This window comes from Maribacter chungangensis (assembly GCF_042676845.1).
Classification (GTDB): domain Bacteria; phylum Bacteroidota; class Bacteroidia; order Flavobacteriales; family Flavobacteriaceae; genus Maribacter; species Maribacter chungangensis.
Genome location: NZ_JBHTHY010000012.1, coordinates 62397 through 84323, shown reverse-complemented (window position 1 = coordinate 84323; position 21927 = coordinate 62397). Strand labels below are relative to the sequence as shown.

Annotated in this window: 7 protein-coding genes; 4 read left to right on the top strand and 3 right to left on the bottom strand. The window is 41.4% G+C overall.

The window, feature by feature from the left end:
• Positions 1–26: 26 nt before the first annotated feature.
• The 4 genes from ACFQZJ_RS13865 to ACFQZJ_RS13850 all read left to right on the top strand — a co-directional run bounded on the left by ACFQZJ_RS13865 (position 27) and on the right by ACFQZJ_RS13850 (position 13177).
• Positions 27–8633 carry a T9SS type B sorting domain-containing protein gene (locus tag ACFQZJ_RS13865; protein ID WP_379935380.1) on the top strand — a complete coding sequence of 2869 codons (8607 nt, stop codon included), beginning with the start codon at positions 27–29 and terminating at the stop codon, positions 8631–8633.
• A 638-nt stretch (positions 8634–9271) separates the two neighbouring features.
• Positions 9272–9967: a carboxylesterase family protein gene (locus ACFQZJ_RS13860; RefSeq protein WP_379935379.1), complete on the top strand. Its 696-nt coding sequence runs from the start codon at positions 9272–9274 to the stop codon at positions 9965–9967.
• Positions 9968–10068: 101 nt separating this feature from the next.
• On the top strand, positions 10069–11169 hold the full coding sequence (locus ACFQZJ_RS13855) for a Gfo/Idh/MocA family protein (RefSeq protein ID WP_379935378.1): 1101 nt from the start codon (positions 10069–10071) through the stop codon (positions 11167–11169).
• Between the two features lie 604 nt (positions 11170–11773).
• Complete coding sequence (locus tag ACFQZJ_RS13850) at positions 11774–13177, top strand: T9SS type B sorting domain-containing protein (protein ID WP_379935377.1); 1404 nt, start codon at positions 11774–11776, stop codon at positions 13175–13177.
• Positions 13178–13267: 90 nt separating this feature from the next.
• Here ACFQZJ_RS13850 and ACFQZJ_RS13845 read toward each other — a convergent pair whose 3' ends face one another.
• The 3 genes from ACFQZJ_RS13845 to ACFQZJ_RS13835 form a co-directional block, all read right to left on the bottom strand.
• Positions 13268–16588: a VCBS repeat-containing protein gene (locus ACFQZJ_RS13845; RefSeq protein ID WP_379935375.1), complete on the bottom strand. Its 3321-nt coding sequence runs from the start codon at positions 16586–16588 to the stop codon at positions 13268–13270.
• A gap of 107 nt (positions 16589–16695) precedes the next feature.
• The gene (locus tag ACFQZJ_RS13840; RefSeq protein WP_379935373.1) at positions 16696–18450 is read right to left on the bottom strand and encodes a RagB/SusD family nutrient uptake outer membrane protein; all 1755 of its coding nucleotides are present in this window, start codon (positions 18448–18450) and stop codon (positions 16696–16698) included.
• A gap of 37 nt (positions 18451–18487) precedes the next feature.
• On the bottom strand, positions 18488–21697 hold the full coding sequence (locus ACFQZJ_RS13835; protein WP_379935371.1) for a SusC/RagA family TonB-linked outer membrane protein: 3210 nt from the start codon (positions 21695–21697) through the stop codon (positions 18488–18490).
• Between the last annotated feature and the right edge of the window lie 230 nt (positions 21698–21927).

The following is a 21927-nucleotide window of genomic DNA, read 5'->3' as shown; positions in this document are numbered from 1 at the left end:
GTTCTTGCCAAAACGCTACTTAACCTATGCACACTAAAAAACCGTGGTATACCTTGTATGCCCTGTTGTTGATAATACTATCTGCAATCGGTTCCTCGGCTGTAGCAAATTCAAATGTCCGTGTGATTTTTGAGGAAGCAACTGTAGTAATTCAGAACGTTGTTAATACTGCCGATGCTGTCTTTGGCACTGCTGAACCAAAAAGTACCTCATTGGGTACCCTACAGAATAGATCTGCTAGTTCCATTAGCAGCAACAGTTCGCTGTCTGCGCCTATGTTCTCTACGATAATACAAGGTGCTGACGAGGAGGTAGGCTGTAGTGTACAGGGGTTTACCGTAGCCAGATTTAATCTTTGTGGCGATTTTGATGATCGTACAATAAATTTGTCCGGTGGACCGTACGGTTCGGTATCGTGGCAAATTTTAGGAGGTTCATGTACCCCGGATATTAATGAAGATTGCCCAAATACGGGCTCTTGCTATACGCAGGTTGCAACAGGTGCTACTTTTAATTTGGATGCCAGTACGGTCCCGTCTACCACTGGAGCTGAATTTAGGGTGGTTGCAGACGGTCAAATTTTTTACTTTAAGGTTAAGAAAAGTACAATTACCCAAACCTACGTAAAGCAGGATAATATTTGTGGGGTACCCGGTAGAATACAAATTACAAACCTGTCCAGTGCTTATGAATTTAGTATAGATAACGGGATTTCTTGGCAAGGACCTATATTTCCGAACCTTGCTCCCGGAACTTATAATATACTGGCACGCCTTCAAAATACGCCAAATACTTGTGAGTATCCTTATGAGCCAATTACCGTTGATCAACTAGATCTAGGTATAGAAGCTACATTTATAGACGCCCAGTGTAGTGGGGACACAGGAAGTATTACGGTAACGGCAAATAATGTGCCCGGTCCTTATAAATACACCTTATTGAATTCCAGTGGTGTAGCTCAGGAATTTACAGCTTTTGTACCGGACAATCCTTACACGTTTTCAGCGGTAGGTTTTGGGACATACACCGTTCAGGTAGAGACACAACAATGTACAGGAGATCCCTTAAATGGCATTAATCCGCCCAGACAATCATTGGATACATCGGGCAACCCTATAATCATTGGAGCCGGCTTAAATGCTTTAGATGCATCTACCGAGGTAAACAGTAGTTTTGGTTGTTCCACTATTAGCGATGTTGACATTATTTTAAATACGAATGGTGGTTCTGCGCCTTACACGTTTACCGTAAATGGAGGAGCCGTACAGCCCTCATTTGGGAATGCAGCAAGTAACTCGGGTACTACAACATTTAATGTGACCAGTGCAGGTACGTATGACTTTGTGATTACCGATAGTAATGGGTGTACCATAACCGCATCATCCAATGTAGAGGAATTATTGCCTCCCGATATTACTGTAAGTGGATTGGATGGTACCTGTAGTAATGGGGGCGCACAAATAGACTTTACGGTAAACGATGCACGAGGGTATAATCTGTCTTACCGTATTAATTCCGGTGATCCTTGGGTTACTACACCGCAAATCTCAGTCCCATCGGGTAGCTATCCGGATTTGGAGGTAAGGTACCAACAAGGCGGTTTTGAATGTGTATTACCCTTACCAACCGTAGCCGTTACTAACGTAGGAGCCATTTCAGGTAGTGCAACTAAAGTTTCGGATATCACTTGTGATGGGAGCGGCGGTACCAATGGTGGGCAAATAGACTTTGTGGGTCCTTTTACAGGTGGTTCGGGGAGCGGTTACGTTTTTAGTATCGATGGTGTAAATTTTACAGGAACCACGTCTTATGCCGGTTTGGCTGCAGGAAGCTATACCCCAATTATTCGTGATGGTGGCGGTTGCCGATTGGAGTTGACGCCCATAAACATTTTACCTGCCGATCCACCAACAAATCTGGATTTTGCACAAAGCAACGTGAATTGTGCCGCAGGTACTTCGGATGTACAATTAACACCTACTGGCAATGCAGCCATTGTGAACTATTCCATAATTAGTCCAATAGCCTTTGATAATGGAGCAAGCGATACCTTTGTTGGTCTAAGCACATCAACTTCTTACATATTTCAGATTACCGATGCCAACAATTGTACGTATACGGAAGGCTTTAGTCCGGCTGTCATAAGTTCAGTTCGTGCCAGGGTCAAATCTGGAGGGGACTTGAGAGTATGTAACGGGGCTACAGATGGTACTGGAACCTTTATTATCGATGGTTTTGCCAATAATTATACCTATCAGATCAACGGCGGTCCTGTAGTTGGGCCCCAAAACGATACCGAGGTAGATCTGCCTTTGTCCGGAGCGGGAACCTATACCATAACCGTAACCGATGCCGACACAGGATGTACCGATACGGCTTCTTTTGACATTCAACAAGCTGCTGTATTGGATTTAAGCGGTTCAAACGTAACGGCCATGAGCTGTGCCAATGGCAATGTTGGAAGGGTAAGAGCAAATACGACCGGAGGATGGGGAGGCAATAGATACACGCTAACACTTCCGTCAGGAGCTACGATCGGTCCAAATTCGGGCAGAACGTTTAACAACCTTACGCTGGCAGGTACCTATAATCTATTGGTTGAAGATGCCGAAGGTTGTACGGATACCTTCACATTTAATCTGAATCCCATAGATGCTCCAGTTCTGAGCTTGGATAATGCGGCTTCCGATTTCTGCTATGTTCCCGCTACAGGAGCTACCGCCGTAGTTAGTTCCACGGCAGGTACGGCAGCATTGGGAACACACGAATACAGGATAAATGGGGGAACCTTACAACCAACAGGCACTTTTACAAATCTTACCCCGGGAAATTACACTATTGAGGTGGTAGACGGTAATAATTGTAGTGACACCATTGCTATTACCATAGCACCACAATTAAGGGTGAATACAAGCCTGATCACCGAAATTCCTTGTGGTGGTGCCCCAGGGCAAATTCAGGTACAAGTAACCGGAGGATATGCTTCGGGAACAGGAACCTATGAAGTTAGTTCCGATAATGGCGCCACGTTTGCCGCTCCGGTAGCCTATACTTCCTCTACGTTCCTTTTTGATACCGCAGTTGCTGGAACCTATGTGTTTAGGGTTACGGACAATAACGTTACGAATTCCGGTTGTGAGGCAACTTCTGCACCGCTTATTTTAAATCCCCCTATCAACATTGCTGCGGCTTCCGTTGTAACAAGACCGGTAAGCTGCGGTGAAACAGGAAACGGTGTTGTTACCATTACTCCCAATGCCACAAGTGGTATACCGCCCTATGAAGTTAACTTTAACGGATCAGGATGGAGCTCACAAACGGTTTATTCAAATTTACCTGTTGGAACCTATCCCTTTTTGGTGAGGGATGCCAGAGGCTGTGAGACCGCGCCAGCTGATGCTGTAATAGCAGTGGATAATACTACGCCTCCAGATGCAAATGTTACCATACAGCAAGCTGTATGCGACGGTAGTGGAACCTTAAGTGGCGGCATCGTAATAAATGGCGTTACCGATGGTCTTGCCAACTTTGATTTCAGGATAGAGGATGCAACAGGAACAGAAATAACAAGACAAGAAAATGTAGACCCGTCTATGTTTCCACTAACGATCGTGGATGTAAACCTAGTACCGGGAGATTATACGGTAATTACCCTTGATGCCAATGGCTGTACGGATATTGATATGGTAACCATTACGTCCAATGAAGTGGTTATAACGCCAATACCACCACCGTTACCACCAACTTGCGATGATACCGCTTTTACCTACGCGGTAAGCGTTAGCGGAGGTTCTGGGTCTTATGAGATTCGCTTAGCGGGGCAACCCTCTTTTTATGGGTTAAACAATACACCTGGTGTTAATGACCATACCTTTAGTAATGCTACCGATGGTATCCAGTTTGGTATTGCATACACTGTACAGGTAAGGGATACGGGAACTGGATGTATCTATGAGCAGGAAATCCCTCCTGTTGATGCTCCTTCTACATTGGATATTACGGCCAGTTCAACTCCTGGTGCCTGTGACCTAAACCGAAACGGGGAAATAACCTATGAGGTTACAGGATATGTTATTGGCGATCAGCTCCGTATCGAACTTTTGAATAATGATACAAACACTACTACAGTTCTAGTTCCGTCCGTAACTACGGTGGCTTTACCGTACACCGGTAGCCTTCCCGAGCTTCCAGGGGATTATCAGGTCGTTGTTGTTAATCTAACTGATACCTGTAGGGATGCAGTAGGTGTTACCATAGATCAAAATTTACCGGCAATCGATGTTATTTCGGATGTACCTGCAAACTGTAATGCTTTTGGACAAATTACCGTTCAAGGACGTGGAGGTGCCGGTGGTCCGTATGAATATGCATTTGTTACGAATGGTGCCCCTGAACCGGTATACCCAACCGATTATGACGTTCAAACTACATTTGTTGGAGCCGCTGGCGATTATGATGTATATGTAAGGGATGCCAGTGGATGTACTTCATTTGATATCGCTACGGTAATACAATTGGATCCGGATTTGCCTGCGCCAACTTTTACGGTGGTAAATCAATGTGATCCTACGTCAACAGCTTTTGATATTACGGTTCGCATGCCGGGAACAGTGAATACTCCTAGATTTACTTTAGGAGGAAACGAACAACTTCCTACCTTGGTAGGAGCATTTTGGGAATATACGTATACCGTAGGTAGTCCCGGCGATTACATTGTTGATGTTATTGACGCAAACGGATGTACCAGTCAGGGAACGGCCACGGTGTATAACTTCCTATCCGCAACAGGTACTTTTTCAACCGAGACTACTTGTAATAATGCGGATGGTGAAATTACGATAACAACCTTTGGTGGTAGTGGTGATTTTAGTTTTGTCCTTACAGGGGTCGACTATAATTCTGGTACTGTTGGGCCGGTTACCCAAATTAATAATGCAGTTTTTACCGGATTGGAACCAGGAAATTATGAAGTTTTGGTCACGGATAGGGTGGTGAACGATGGTAGCGGATTTTGTGAATTCAACGTCACCGACATCAATTTAAATCAAGCAGCACAACCGGTTATCATAACAGAAGGTGCTACCGATATTACCTGCCGCGATGAAAACAATGGTGCCGTAGAGGTGACAATTGGTCCGGCCAATGCTTTGGTTCCATTTACCTCCGAGGATAATCCTATAACGTTCATTCTAAACAATCTTACTACTGCTGCCGAGCAGGATAGGAACAATACGGGTTCGTTTACCAATCTTCCGGCAGGTGATTATCAAGTACAAGTTGTAACGGCACGGGGTTGTGAGGTATTATCAGGAGTACATACCATTAATAACCCTTTGGATTTTAGCATTACGGCATCAGCTCCTGATTTTGCCTGCGAACCCGGTGCCAATAGATTCAGTTCTACCGTTGTTACCGTATCTGTTGTAGACCCAGGGACTATTGGGGCCGGATATCAATATAGTATTACTGGATTCTCTAATTATCAAACCTCGCCTACTTTTGAGATAGTTGATAATGGTGCAGCTCAGAATATTACAGTGTATGCAATTGATGGTAATGGATGCCAAACCACATTCGATGTGCCAACTATCAATCCGCCAACTGATGTAGTGCCTAGTATAATTGAAATAGATCCATTGAATTGTAATGATGACGAAAGGGTGAGAATCCAGGTTATAGGAACTACTAATTTTACGGTTTCCGTTATTTCGGCGACTCCTGTAGCTCCTGTGACCAACGATCCAGGAAATAATTTTGCCGATGTCTTTTTACCGGCCGCTGGAGATTATTTATTTGAAATTACCGATAATATAGGGGGTTGTATTTATCCCATGCCCGTTCATACCGTGGCGGCGCCTCAATTACCAACGGTCCTTATTACAGAGGCAAAACCGGTAAGCTGCTTTGGTGCGAGTGACGGCGATCTCTTTATCGAGGTAAGCGACTATACAGGAGCTTATGATTTTACCGTATTTATGGCCGATGATGTTTTAAGGGCCACACCCATTAGAACGGGTAGTTTTGATACCAACAACTTCCCGGACATTAATGGGGAAGAAGCCCGTATCACTGGTTTGCCCGGCGGTAATCTTGTGGTTGAGGTGGTTGCTACAAACGTGCCCTTCTGTTCCAACGAAAGTAATGTTACGAACATTAGGACACCGAACGGTGCTTTGCAGGTTTCTGCTGTGCCGGTAGGCAATGTGGGCTGTGGTAATGCAAACGGCGAAATAGAAGCTACCGGGCAAGGTGGTTGGGATACCTTTCCGTATGAATATAGATTGATGCTAAGCACCGATGGAGGTACAACATATACAACAGAAGTAGCATCTTTTTCTGGTACTAACGAGTTTACCGGACTTGCTTTTGGATTTTATCAAGTGCAGATACAAGATGTAGAAGGTTGTACGAACACTTTTGACATCGTATTGGACGAAGTACCGCAAATAGATGCAGGTATAAGACAACCAACAGGTTTGGACTGTCCAAATGGTAATAATGCGGTTTTAGAGGCTTATGACCCATCGTCCGGCGATGCTATAACCGCAATGCCCGGTGCAACAGGCGGTTTCGCAGGAGCTGGTTATAACTATAGGTTGCTTTACTTGAATGGAAACGATAATACAGATATAAATTCTACGAGCGGACTCCAAAACTCGCCCACCTTTATTGGGGCTAGTGGCGGATTTATTAGTGCAGGCTGGTATGCGATAGAAGTATCGTCCAGTTTTGACTGTCTATTCGTAACAGAGCCTTATTTTGTTGATCCACCACCACCAATAGCGCCCTTGTTGGTGCAAACTCGTGTACCTGGTTGCGGGGGCGACGGGGAAATGCGTTTGAGTATTGAAAACCCTGATCCATCGTTCACGTATCAATATATGCGAATTGAAAATGGTGTTGCGGTCGGAACCTATACAAATATGGTAGGAACTTCAGTTTTAATTCCTGGGGTACAGGGTATTACCTATCAATTCGATGTTCGTAAAACAAGTGCTTCCAGTACCTGTCTTGCGGTCCGTTCCAACGGTATTACGATGACCGATGCTACAGGTATTACAATTTTACCTAACCTCCCGGACGACATCTCCTGTGCCTCTGAATTGGACGGTAGAATAGAGTCCTTTGTAAACGGTGGTGTTGGCGATGACTTATTTTACCTTTATTTAGGTGATCCGGTAGATGCGTTCAACCCGGCCGCTTCCGCTACATTGGTTAGAGGTCCCCAAGCAGATGGTACTTTTGAAGCACTTGCACAAGGTACTGATTACTATATTGCCGTAACAAGTGGTGCAAGCTGTATGGATATAGCGGGACCTTTTGTAATAGAAAGACCGGACCCTATTGTTTTTGATGCAAATCCTACACCAGTTTCCTGTAATGGGGAAGAAGACGGTACAATAACCATTGAAGTACTTTCTGGTGGCGTTGGGCTTACACAGTTTGCCATAGCGCCAAATTTTAATGAGTTCTTTAGCGATGCTGCAACGCCCGGGGTATATACTTTTGAAGACTTGGCGGCAGGTACTTACGAGATTTTAATACAGGACGAAAACGGATGTTTTGAAAAAGATTTTATTACGGTGTCCCAACCCGATGAGTTACAGGTGATAGATATACAGACTACCCCGGAACTTTGTATAGGGGCTAATGATGGTACCGCAACATTTGAGATTGCAGGTGGTACGCCGTTTACGGATGCATTGATAAGTGCTGCCCCATTCTTTGAATATAAAGTCGAAATGATCGATCCCATTGACGAATCGGGTACGGGTACTTTCTCAGCGTATACAGGTGAAGTGTTAGAGAATTTACAGGGTGGAGCTTCCTACCTTATCTATGTTCAGGATGCCAATTTTTGTGAAACAACGGCAGTATTTACAGTAGGTATAGGAGTTGATCTTACGGCCGAACCTATAGTGGAGTATGGTTGTGAAGGTATTTTTCCAAATAGTACCGTAACCGTAAGATTGCAGGACAATAGTTTAATGAACGATGTGATGTTCGCCTTGGATCCAATAGACCCTACCGATGCTGTTACCGCCTTGGCCGGAGTTGAAAATGTTTGGGGAGATTTACCACCTGGAGATCATACGGTGTATGTTTACCATCAAAACGGATGTACAGTATTTGTTGAATTTACGGTGGATGCGTACGAACCTCTGACCTTGACGGCAATTAAAACTGGTCCCAATGAAATGGAAGTGATGGCGGAAGGTGGTTTTGGGGGGTATGAATACTTTTTTAATGGGGATTCTTTCGGCGATGTTAATGTATTTACGACGAATGAGAGTATGACTGTCAAAGCACGGGTGGTAGATGCCAACGGCTGTGTTGTGGAAGTTGCCGTTCCTTTCGAATTTACAGGGATGTTGGATATTCCCAACTTCTTTACCCCGGATGGTGATAATCTAAACGATATATGGTCTATTAAAAATAGGGAGTTTTTTCCCAATATCGAAGTAAGGATATACGACCGTTACGGAAGGGTAGTGGCCAATCTTACCGAAGTTGCCGGCTGGGACGGAACCTATGAAGGAAAAGAAGTACCCACTGGAGACTATTGGTATGTGATAAATGCCAATGATAAGGACAAACAGCGGTATGTAGGACATTTTACCCTATATAGATAATCCGAGCGAATTCATTAAATCTAAATCATACCAATTTAAGTTTTGAATGTCGTATTGAAAATTTGAATTATTTTTTTCTCAGTTTAGGAATGAAATCTAAGCATAGCATTAGCTATGGTTCTATTTTATGACGACAAATGAGTAATAAAGAAACTTGTTTTATGCGACATCTAGAATTTACATTGGTATTGTTCCCCAACGGCTTTGCCTTGGGGTTTCCGATGCACCTCTCCTTGGCAGAGGTCGGAACTGTATTTTTGCAGTTCCGGGTAAGGAAAAATATAAAATTTCGGTTTGAGCTCCTTCGGCCAAAATAAAACTGGCGAATTCCCCTACGGCTTACCCCGTGGATAGTCGGTTTCAAGATTTTTTTTTAACCGGTCAAAAAGGACCTTTTTAAAAAGGTCTTTTTGCTTTGGTGTCGTCATCGTATACAACTTATGGGGAAGCCCAGGGGTATTCACAACAAAACGGCCCAAAAAAGCACGCGGCAAACCTCCGTTAGCATTAAAATCTTGATTGTCGGGTTAAAAATGCCTACTATTTTGTAGTTTTCCGCTATGATACATTTCAGGTCTTTTTTACAAACGGTATACGCACGAAAGTTTTGTTTTTATACAAAAGCTTATGTTTTCTTTATGCTAATACTCGCCCAGGGATGTTCTGCTCAAAAAGAACCTGTTCTAATAGATGATCAAATGCAGACCATCGTAAAGGAGAAATTGAATTATTACCTGTACCTGCCGGAAGAGTATGAGCCGGATGGTCCGGAAAAGTTCCCGTTATTGCTTTTTTTACATGGTGGCGGCGAATCAGGAGACAGTTTGGTAGCCGTAAAACGTAATGGTCCTCCCAAATTAATTACCCAAGGTAAGAAGTTCCCGTTTTTAATATTGGCACCTCAGAATCCTTATCAAAATAAATGGTGGAACACCAGAGCCGTAAAACAGCTTTTGGATAGTATAGTTGCCACTACCAAGGTAGATACCAAAAGAATATATTTAACAGGTTTAAGTAGGGGAGGAGGAGCGGCTTGGGAAATGGCGGTGCAATACCCCGATAGTTTTGCGGCTATGGCCGTAGTATGTGGAATGGCGCCATTACCCTATGCTTCCTGGATAAACAGAGAAATGCCAATTTGGGTTTTTCATGGAGCGGAGGATAAATCCATACCCGTTTCAGAATCGGATACTATGGTAACCAAGCTAAAGGAGATGGGCTATAATGTAAAGTTTACCAGATATCCGGGCGTAGGCCATGATTCGTGGATACAGGCTTATGAAACCGAAGAATTGTACGATTGGTTTGTGAAACAGCGAAAAAGGTCGGATTAATCGGTCAATCTTTTTTATAAAGAAATACCCATAAGATAAGGGAAAGCTTAAGGAGGTATGTATTGCCCCTGCTGTAATAGATTATTGTAAAATACACCGAAATGATAAAAAATCACCTTGTAACTATATTCATTGTTATGATTACAACTTCATTTTACGCACAACAAAAACAGGTTGGATTGGGGGTCGTTGGTCTTAGTCATGGCCATGTAGGTTGGATTTTAGGTAGGGAGGATTTCGGAGATGTTGCCTTGGTAGGTATTGTGGAAACCGATTTGGAATTGGCCAAACGCTTAGCTAAGGAATATAATTTTTCTATGGACTTGGTTTTTGAAACCATAGATGAGATGGTTGCTGCCAAAAATCCTGAGGCCATTGCTGCATTTGGTAATATATACGAACATTTGGCCGTGGTTGAATTTTGTGCTCCAAAAGGTATCCATGTAATGGTAGAAAAGCCATTGGCAGTAAGCTTGGATCATGCCAAAAAAATGGAAGAATTAGCGCGTAAACATAAAATACACTTGCTTACCAATTATGAGACATCTTGGTACCCCAGCAACGTAAGAGCGAAAGAAATACTGACCAATGGAACCATAGGGGAGCTAAGGAAGGTAATAGTAAGAGATGGTCATCGGGGCCCAAAAAATATAGGGGTAAACAAAGAGTTTTTAGAATGGTTAACGGATCCTGTTTTAAATGGCGGGGGCGCCATTATGGATTTTGGGTGTTATGGGGCCAATCTATTAACATGGCTGCACAAGGGAAAAAAACCTAATTCCGTCACGGCGGTCACCCAGCAGCTGCAAGCTGAGAACAATCCAAGAGTTGATGATGACGCCACTATAATTCTTACCTATGATGAATCTATGGCCATACTGCAGCCGTCTTGGAATTGGCCAATGGGACGAAAGGATATGGAACTATACGGAACATTGGGTGCGGTTTATGCAGATGATAGAAACCAATTTCGATTACGTATGGCCGAGGGTTATGATGGTTTTAAAGAGGAAACTTTTAATCTGGAGGAGCGCAGATCGCCTTTTGATGATCCGTTTGCTTTATTTGCTGCTGTCATTTTAGGAGAATTACGATTGGAGCCGTATGACCCCTATAGCCTTGAAAATAATATCATTTCGATGGAAATTCTGGATGCGGCGGTTCAAAGTGCTAAAAAAGGCGAAACGATATATGTTAAGTAATATTGCTTAGACCTATTTAATTATTATAGTTAACATAAATTGCAATTTCTAAAGCTTATATGCATTGCGAAATTTGTCTTAAAGTCCAAATGATAGTTATGATTTTTCTTTTTTTTTTACGGAAAAGGGATGTACTGCTGCTAATAGAATAATTTGGTTTTCCATACTCATATCTGTAGAAAAAGGTCTGTTATAACAATACCAGAGCCAAGGTAGACCATAGTAGCTTCGATTAGTTTATGATATGATTAGTTACTTAGGTTAAGCAAAAATCCAACACCACTTTACCATGGACACCCCCATTATAAACTTCAAAGTAAAATTAAAGTATGCGCAAAGGTTCTTAATATCGAATACGACATATTATTTCTGTAAGATTTCCTATATTATGGTATTTTAGTAATGATATTTTTTCTTAAAATAAAATTTCCTTGGTGTCATTTGATAATGAATACCAATGAATTTTGGTTTCATTAGGCTGTATTGGAATTAATGCGTCTGTGCTACTTTTAAGCGTTATACTATTTGAAATGTTAAATAACTTTTGCCATAAGGGATGAGTTTACCGATTATATCTGGGGAAACAAGGTATTTGAAGCTAATTTTGTTTCTTACAATTTTGTTTTTTGGGATACTCGGTAATGCGCAAGTTACCTGTCCAACTATTACGTTTCCTGTTAATGGAGATGTCGATGTTGCTGTAGATACCCGCGTTTCATGGGAAGCGGTAACTGGTATTGATGGTTACTCGGTTTCCTTGGGTACGAGTGCAGGTGCATCCAACCTCTTCAATAGTCGTTCTGCGGCTTTGGTGAATAGCTTAAAACCCATTGTAGGATTACCGGATAATACCGAGATTTTTGTCACCATAAGTTTGTTTTTGGATGACGGTACCTTTATTACCTGTCCTTCCGAGAGTTTTACAACAGTCGACGTTACCGCTGTACCTAATTGTACTGGACTAACTAACCCCTTGCCTAATAGTGCAGATGTAGGCTTAGGGGAAAACCTAATCTGGGAGTATGCTCCAACAGCCACTGGATATCTCCTAGCTATAGGTACTTCTGAAAATGTTGATGATATACTTTCTGAAATCGATGTGGGTAATGTACTAACCTATAATCCTCCTGCCAATTTACCTATTAACACTGATATTTATGTTAGAATAACACCCTATAACGAAAATGGAGATGCTGGTTTCTGTCGTGTAGAACAATTTACAACTGGTGATAGCAGTATTGATTGCACGGCTTTTAGTCCTGAAATTAATATTCCTGAAACTATCGGAATATGTGAAGGGGAGTCTGATGTAACTATTGTGAGCGAAGACCGTGCGGATGGTTTTAGATGGGTTAAAATAAACGATGATACTACCGAACAAATAGTGTCGGAAACTAATGTTTTTAATACTCGGGAGATTGGTTTATACAGATATGAAGCATATATCAATGTTGCAATTTTTGGTGAAACCACCGAGTGTATTAGTATAGCGGAGTTCCAAGTGGTTCGCTCCAACGTGGCCAAGGTGGACACTGTTGAGGTTGTCGTAAATGCATCGGGTATAGATTTAACTATTATTGTAATTGGTAACGGGGACTACGAATATGCCCTTGGTGATGAAACAGGAACCTATCAAGATAGCAATGTATTCAGCAATGTTGAAGAAGGAGACCACCAAATTTTTATAAGGGACAAGAATGGATGTGGTGCCATTACCTATGATTTTATACAGACCTTAAGCTCAGATGATTTTCCAAAATTCTTCACACCTAATAATGATGGAATTAATGATTATTGGCAACTTTCTCCAATAAATGATAATGTTCCGAGCCTAAAAGCTCTTTTTATTTTTGATCGTTATGGTAAACTATTAACCCAAATTAATCCAGAATCTGTTGGTTGGGACGGAACCTACAAAGGAAAACCTATGCCATCTTCTACCTATTGGTTTAAAGCCGTTTCGGTCTACGATAAGGCTATTCAGGGTTATTTTGCGCTCAAGAGATAAGCAACAAAAGTAACGGAGGATTTAAAAGTTTGTACTATTGTTTTTTTTGTTCAATATTAGATGTATTAGTTAGCACATCTTAAAATACTTTCAATCTTTAAAAACCAATAATTTATCCTTGTTTTGAGTTATAAAATAATAAGAACCTCCCGTCGCACATTTTACTACTGCGATTGATTTTGCATCTTTAGGTGCTAAGAGACCACTTTTACTATTGGGTATTGTTTCAAAAGACCCGGTACCATCTCCCTTTAAAACAATACCGTTTAGAGCATCATATCTTCCAATAAAGGTTTCGTTCCCAAAATCGTTGCCAACACCCAAGATGTCTAAATTTCCATCGACATCAATGTCCTTTAAAATAAGGCTGTTCAGTGGTGATAATTGTGCTTCAATTGGTAGCTCGTGCATTTTAAACGAACCATTTCCTAAATTCTCAGCATAGCTGCTTCTATCATAATTAGCCCTTAAGATAAAGGCGTCTTCTAATTCTGTGGCAGAGAGCAAGGTATTTTCAGTAGCCTTGGCATATTCCCTGTAATAGTTGAATTTTGACCGGAATAGCGTACTTTGCTTATTGATATCACCCCAAAAATTAACTGGGTATGATTGTAAGGTACCTTTTTTGTCTTTAAAAAATGCAAATGTAATTGGGTCTATACTTCCGTTTTCATCAAAATCTTTAGCAATAACGGTAACTGGTCGTTCTGCCGTAGGCTGAAACAAATTATTCCTGCCTAGATTTCCTAGAATAAAGTCTAGATCACCATCATTGTCCATATCCGCCGCATCAACACTTTCCCACCAACCGGAGTAATTATGGAGTCCTGTATTCTCAACTTTTTCGAATGAAGTTTGTTTATTTTTGAAAATTGTAACGGGCATTAACTCTCCAACAACAATTAAATCTGGTTGTCCGTCCCCGTTATAATCAGCCCATACCGCATCGGTTAGCATTCCTACAGAACGTAAATCCGGAGCATAGCTATCCGTAACGTCTTTCAAGATACCGTTTTGGTTTATTAGAAGAAAGCTTGCTTCCGGTAAGGGATATTCGCCCATGGGCGTTCTACCGCCAATAAAAATATCTACAAAGCCATCGCTGTTAAAATCAATTGCTTTTACTACCGCACCACTAGTGTTAATTTCCGGTATTCTGGTTGGATCCTCTATAAACTTTCCATTACCATCATTTAGGTAAAAACGATCTCGATAGTTCTCACTTCCTTGTTTAAATTGGTTACTGCCGGACACAAGGTACATGTCAAGGTCACCGTCATTATCAATATCGAAAAGTTCAATACCCTCTTCTTCAAACTGCATTTTATCTGCGTTGGTAAATAACGTACTTCGTTCAAAACTTCCGTCCTTGTTCTGGAATAGGAGTACAGGGGAATACTTGTAAGAACTTCCAATAATAACATCTTCCAGTGAATCGCCATTTAAGTCACCGACGGCCAAACAAGGACCGTTTTGAGATAACTTATGAAGCAGCGTGCGTTGTAAGTCAAAATCAATGAAATCTATATCCTTAAGATCAATGTCTAGGTTTAACTGTTCGGTGACATTAGTAAAGTATGTTTTTTGTGCAGATTCTGTAATGGGGCGAACTGTATATGAGCTATCAGATTTGATGCCATTTTCATAAGCGATGGCAAGCTTTTGATTTGCTTTTATATTTTCCAAGAGGTGATATGTGCCATCTGGCCACTGTATTTTAATTTCTGTAATGGAGTCGTGAGTCCCTATCCCAAAGTGGGGGATAGGTTCTACGGAGGACATATAGCCTCGTGTTAAGTAATGTTCATAATATTGGATGTTATCCTTTCCGTAGTTTATTTTAATTTTGGTGCCAATACCCAAAGGGTTTCCATTAGGGCCTTGGAGTGCCAATCGTAAAAAGTTATTTTTCTCATTTTCATTTTTACCATAAGTATTCTCGTAAACGAAGGCTTCATCGTTGATGTTATTAACGATATAGTCTAGGTCTCCGTCTTGGTCTAAATCAGCAAACGCTGCACCGTTGGAAAATGATGGGATGTCCAATCCCCAGTTTTGAGTTTCCTCTTCAAAGGTCCAATCGCCTTTGTTCATATATGCGTAGTTGTTAACTTTTACTTCGGGAATAGAATCCAAAATTTTAGCTGGACTTAAAAAAGAATTAACACCAATAGCAAAATCACCAAAATCCTTATCCGTAATATCACGCGGAAAACCATTTGTAATAAAAAGGTCTCTATAGCCATCGTTATCCACGTCCATAAATAATGGAGACCAACTCCAGTCTGTTTTAGATATGCCGGCCAAAAGTCCAATTTCGCTATAGTTTCCGGCTGCGCCCCTGCCTTTATGAAGCATATTGCGCATATACTGATATTGATAATCATAGCGTTCGTTAAGGGTGTATTCTACATAATTTGTATTTCCAATATTGGTTTTCATGCGATGGTTGGTCTCCCCGAGCATGTCTAAAGTGAGTATATCCAAAAATCCATCGTTATCATAGTCCGATATATCGGAGCCCATGGAAAATTTGCTCTGATGTTTTAGATATTTGCCAATTTCATTCCTGAAGGTACCGTCTTGGTTGTTGATATATAATATATCATTTGTTAAATAGTCGTTACTAACATGAATATCGGGCCAACCATCGGAATTTAAATCGGCAACCGCTAAACCTAATCCAAAACCTTCATAAATAATGCCAGCTCTAATCGTAACATCTTCAAAAGTACCATCTCCGTTGTTTCTATATAATCGATCATTGCTGATTGCCGATCCGTCATTAACACTTGGCCTATAATTTGTGGACAGGTCGTGAACCTGTTCGTTGTTTAGTACATAAAGATCTAAAAGACCGTCATTGTCATAATCAAAAAAGGTAGCGTTCATGCTATTTCTATCGTCGTCAATTTTATAGGTTTTTGCCATTTCCTTAAAAGTAGGTATACCTTTGGAATCTAAACCTTGATTAACAAAAAGCATATTTCTTCTTTCTTCTTCGGTACTGCCCATGGCCACACAAATATATACATCTAGCCAGCCATCTAAATTAATATCAATTATTGCCACACCTGTACTCCATTTTTCTTTTGCTTCTATACCTGAATATGCAGATACGTTTTCAAATTTAAAGCCACCTTTGTTAAGGTATAATGCATTTGAAACTTGATTACCCGTAAAAAGTATGTCGTTGCGATCATCATTGTCAAAGTCTGCAATAGCAACGCCGCCACCATTAAATATATATTCCTCTGTGAGGATATTAAAGGTGTCCGTTTCTACAATACGGTTATTAAAATTGATATTGGTGGTTTGTCCTGATTTTAAAACGAAGAGTGTTTCCTCCTTCTTTTCACAAGAGGGAGATAAAAAAACTAATAACAGGAAAACTAATATCTTTATTCTCATGGGTAAGCTAGCTTATTAAGTATTGGGTAATAAAAAAGCAGTGATTATACAAAGATAATCACTGCTTTTGGTATTAAAAATCTTCGATGAAGATTTATTGTTCTTCGTTAGTAAGCAGGGTCTTGAGTTAATGTTGGCACACCATCTTTGACGGAGCGGTCAATTGCTTCCAATGGTATAGGGAAATACTCATGTTTCCCTTCAACAAAGGTTTTACCTGCAAGATAAGCTCTGCTTTGAGATTCGCTTTGTACATAAGCGTTCAATGTTTCGGCAGCAATACCCCAACGTGTTAAATCAAAAAACCTGTGACCTTCCATCGCAAATTCCAAACGGGTCTCAAAACGAACAGCTTTACGAGCAGTTGCGGGATCGGTCCAAGCTTCATTGTATTGTGCTATTTCATAGTTCGCAGCCGGCTCGTCAGGTACTATGGTAAAATCGTTACGCTCTTCGCCTTGGATGGCTTTAGGAACAAAGCCAGCAGGGTTTGATGCCCTTGCGCGTATTACGTTTACTAACTCGCGTGCGCGTTCTAAGTTTCCTAATTCTACTTCTACTTCTGCTAACCACAAGTATATCATGCCTAAACGCATAATCCTGTAATTATTGGCAGAAAGATTCTGCCATCCACCGCCGGCAAAAAATTCTTGTTCGGCAACATGTTTTCTAGAAACAAATGGACCAGCGTAATTCAAGTCCCGTGCAAAATCAACTTGGGCAATTTTAAAACCCTTATATAAAATTCCAGGGCGACCTACCGTATGGTCTAGTCTTGGGTCTAGAGGGCCGTCGTATACAGATGCCATAGTGTCATCTACTTCGGATGAAACATTTGATTCGTTAAAGGTATCTAACAACGGTAAACCACCTTCGGTTTTGTAGGCATTCACCAAATTTTGACTAACTTGGTAGAAACCACAGCATCCCCAGGGATCAGTGTATGGATGTGCTAAGCCGATTCCACGATTGGAAACATCTCCGTTAGCTTGGCTTATTGCATATTGTACTTCAAAAATCGATTCGGAGTTGTTTCGCGTCCCCACTTTGAAGTTATCCTCAAAGTTTGGCACCAAAGAAAAGCCTCCATTGTTTAGGATGTCTTCCAAAATAGGTTTTGCTTCTTGTAACTTGGCGATATTGGCAGAGCCATCTTCGTTAAAGCCCTGATATACCTTAGCTTTAGCTAAAAATGCTTTGGCCGCCCAACTTGTGGGTCTACCTACTTCACTTTGTGTGTCGGGAAGCACTGACGCCGCAGCTTCAAAATCTGCTTCGATAAAAGGCCATATTTCACGGTCATTAGGAACCAAACTACTCCCAAGGTCTCCTAAATCAAAATTGGTTTCATCGATATAAACCGGGCGTTCCCACATTTTTCGTGCTTCAAAGTGAAAGAGACCTCTAAGGAAACGAGCCTCTGCAATGATTTGTGCACGTCTTTCATCGGATATTCCCTCTTCAACTTTCGCCAAAGTATTGATGGCATCGTTCGTAGTGGCTACACCCAAGTATAGGCCTCTCCATTTGTCACGTATATGTAGATTGAAGTTTTGAAAGTCATACTGTTCAATAAACGATTGCTCTGGTTGGTCTCCCGCATCTGTTCCTTTTAAGGCATCATCTGATGGAAGGTTAAATACCCAATTCTGGATCTCGTTGCGCCATGTTTGTCCTGTAAGACCACCACCTTGCAACATATTGTAGGAACCTAATAAAATTCCTTCTACCCCTGCGGCGGTAGCTACGTCACCTTCACCAAAAGCCGCTTGGGGCTCTTTTGAAGAAAATTCGTCCGTACATCCCGTCACTAAAAAAAGTGAGGCGGCGAAAATTAATAATACTCCTTTGATTGTTTTCATTTGCATTTCAATTTAAATTTCATATTCAATTTTTATTTTACTGTAATGTGATATTCAGTCCTAAACTTAAGGTAAATGGTACTGGGTTGAAACCTCCGTCATAACCTAATGTAAGGTTTCTGTTGGAATCCCCCGTTCTTCTTAAAGAGATTTCAGGATTTAATCCTGAATACTTTGTGAAGGTAGCAACATTTTGGGCCTGTATATAAACCTGCGCATTAGCTATACTTACCTGCTCTAATATGTCTGTCGGGAAATTGTAGGTCAACTGTACGTTCCTAATCCTAAAGAAGCTGCCATCTTCAATTAAGTAGGAGGAAGGTTGGCTACTGGTAGCGTCATCAGCATCCATAATCGGGGACGTTGCATTTGGATTTGCAGCAGTCCACTCGGCTACAGGGGCGGTTGGGTTAGCAGGTTGCCAGGCATCGTTTAAGGCTCTTGAAGACCTGTTTCCTTGGAATGTGTTGAAATCAGCAAAAAAACGTACGTAATTAAACACATCGTTACCTTGAGATCCGTTACCAAAAATATTGAGACTTAAATTTTTATAGTTGAAGTCCAAGTTAAGGCCATACGTAAAATCTGGATGCGGACTGCCTATGATTGTTCTATCATCGGCTGTAATAACGCCGTCACCATTGGTATCTGCAAATCGGAATTTACCTGGTGCATTATAATCCCCAAACTGGGGTGCTGCGTCTGCCTCGGCTTGTGATTGGAAAATGCCCAATACTTCATATCCAAAATAGGAAGAAATAGGGTCACCAGCTTGGGTTATTGTAATGGCCGGTATACGTTCCGTACGACCAAAGATTCTTTCGTCCGGAGTACTTAATGCATCAACCTCAGTTCTGTAGGCTGACAAATTACCATTGATACTAAAGGTGAAATCTTCACCTATTTTACTGTTGTACCCTAATGCGATATCAAATCCCCTAGAAGTATTACCACCTACATTAACAGACGGAGGACTAGCCTGACCAGCTGTAAAAGTGGGTTGTGCCGGTAAAAGCATATCAGTTACCTTTCGATCCCATATGTCTAAGCCAAAAGTGAACTTATTGTTCAACATTACCGCATCGATACCAATATTGTTGGAGGTCGTTGTTTCCCATTTGGCATTAGGATTGCCAAATTGACCTGGCTGAAAACCTATCTGTGGCGAACTTGTTGAGCCATCAATGGGATAACCACCGGTTACGATATCCGAACGATATGTAGTAAAGGCGTTGTAGTTTCCAATGTCTTGGTTACCTGTTTGTCCCCAACCGTAACGTACCATTAAATTATCCAACCAATCCACATTGTCCATAAAGTTTTCGTCAGATACCCTCCATCCTAAACTAAAGGCCGGGAATATAGCACTTCTAGAAGCTTCTCTGAAACGAGAAGATGAATCGTTTCTTAAAGTGAACTGTGCTAAGTATTTGCCATCGTAATCATAATTGAGTTGGGTGAACTGTGACCACAAGGTAAAGTCGTCAAGAATAAAACCAGAGTTTTGTGCCGTGGTAGCATCTCCTAAGTTCAAATAGCTAATTATATTACTGGTATCAAATGCAAAACGCTGTCTGCTTGCATTGTATCCTTCTGCATACCTCTGTATGGACTCTACCCCAACATAGGCTTTTACGTTATGTACGTCATTAAAGGTTTTGTTCCAGGACAATCCGTTGGTCCAAGTCCATGCATAGGCGTAATTTGAACGTGCTTCCGAACTGTTGATAAAGTTACCTTCTACATATTCCGGTTGTGGTCTGCCGATGTTTCTAACACGTTGGGTGGTGGCATCCACACCAAAACTTGTACGAATCTCCAAATTTTCTGCCAATTGATAGGCCGCATATACGTTACCTAATAAGCGTAAATCGTATTGGCGGTCGTCTTGGTTTCTCGATAGGGCTGCGAAAGGGTTAAAGTTGTTACCCAAATTAGCTCCCCTACTACCTGCGAAGAATCCTGTAATATCACGAACAGGTAATAATGGGTGGTGTTTATACGATCCAGCTATCGGCCCCTGCTCCTCATCAAGGTTATTGACTCCTTTTCTGTTCTCTAGGGAAACAGTGAAATTCTCCCCTATGGTCAACTTGTTGTTAATTGCTTTAAATTCGGTATTTGCTCTCAATGACACCCTGTTGTATTCAACAAATTTTACGATATCCTCTTGTTCGAAATAGCCTAAAGAGAAGGCGTACCGAGCACTTTCAGTTGCCCCGGATGCGGAAATATTATGTTGTTGAATTGGTGCAGTTCTAGTAATTTCGTCGTACCAATCGGTGTCTGCTGCACGCGTTATAGCATAAATATTCCCTGGTTCAAGTGCATACAAATCTGGGTTGGTTGCCGGATCTCCTTCAAATGCTCCACTAGGAAAGACAAAATCTGGAATCGTGATTTCTCCATTAGGACCGTACCCATATTGTCCGTGGGTTGGGGTTCTTCCAGCGTATCGGTCTGCAAGAAACAAATAGGTACCTAAATCTTCTGCATTAAGGACATCGGGTGAGGTAGTGGAAGTCTGCAAACCATAAAACGTGTTGTAGGATATGGAAGGTTTACCCATTTTCCCTTGTTTCGTGGTAAGTATAATTACTCCGTTCGCCGCTCTAGAACCATAAATGGACGCTGCAGAAGCATCCTTTAATACTTGTAATGACTCTATATCATTTGGATTTATGTTTCCGGGTTCGGTTGTTGGAACACCGTCTATTATGTATAATGGATCGTTGTTACCTACGGAACCGAAACCACGGATACGCACCGTAGCTGCTCCACCTGCTCTTGAATCGTTAACGATATTTACACCTGCGGCTCTTCCTTGCAGTTGCTGGGCAAAAGTAGTGGCAGGGACGGATAGTAATTCATCAGTATCTACCACGGCTACAGCACCGGTCAAATCTTTCTTCGCTTGACTACCATAACCAGTTACGACAACCTCGTCCAACTTACTAGCGTCTTCTTCTAAAGTAACATCGATAGTAGTTTGACCATTGATAGGAATGGTAACAGACTTGTAGCCGATGTAGCTGAACACCAATGTGGCATCGCTATCTGCTGAAATTGTGTAATTACCATCAAAATCTGTCTGGGTTCCATTGGTAGTGTTTTTAACCAATACGTTCGCTCCTGGTAAGGGGCCGGTTGCGTCTGAGACGGTCCCAGTAATTGTTTGTGCTTGTATAGTGCCTAGAAATAATAAGGCAACTACAAAAGGCAGTTTTTTGAAAAAAAGATTTTTCATGCGCTAAGTTTTTAGTTTAGTTAATATTAGTTTGTTAATGCAAGAACACCTTGAAACATTCCCAGAAGGGAAATTATGTTAAAACTTGTTAATATCAAAATATGATAAAAATTTTAACAATAATAAGCTATTTAATAATTTAGTTTGGCAAAAAATAAGGATTGCATAAGTCAGGTATAGGATAAGTTTTATAGAGATTTACGATGGAGTACATTAAAAAAGTTTTAAGA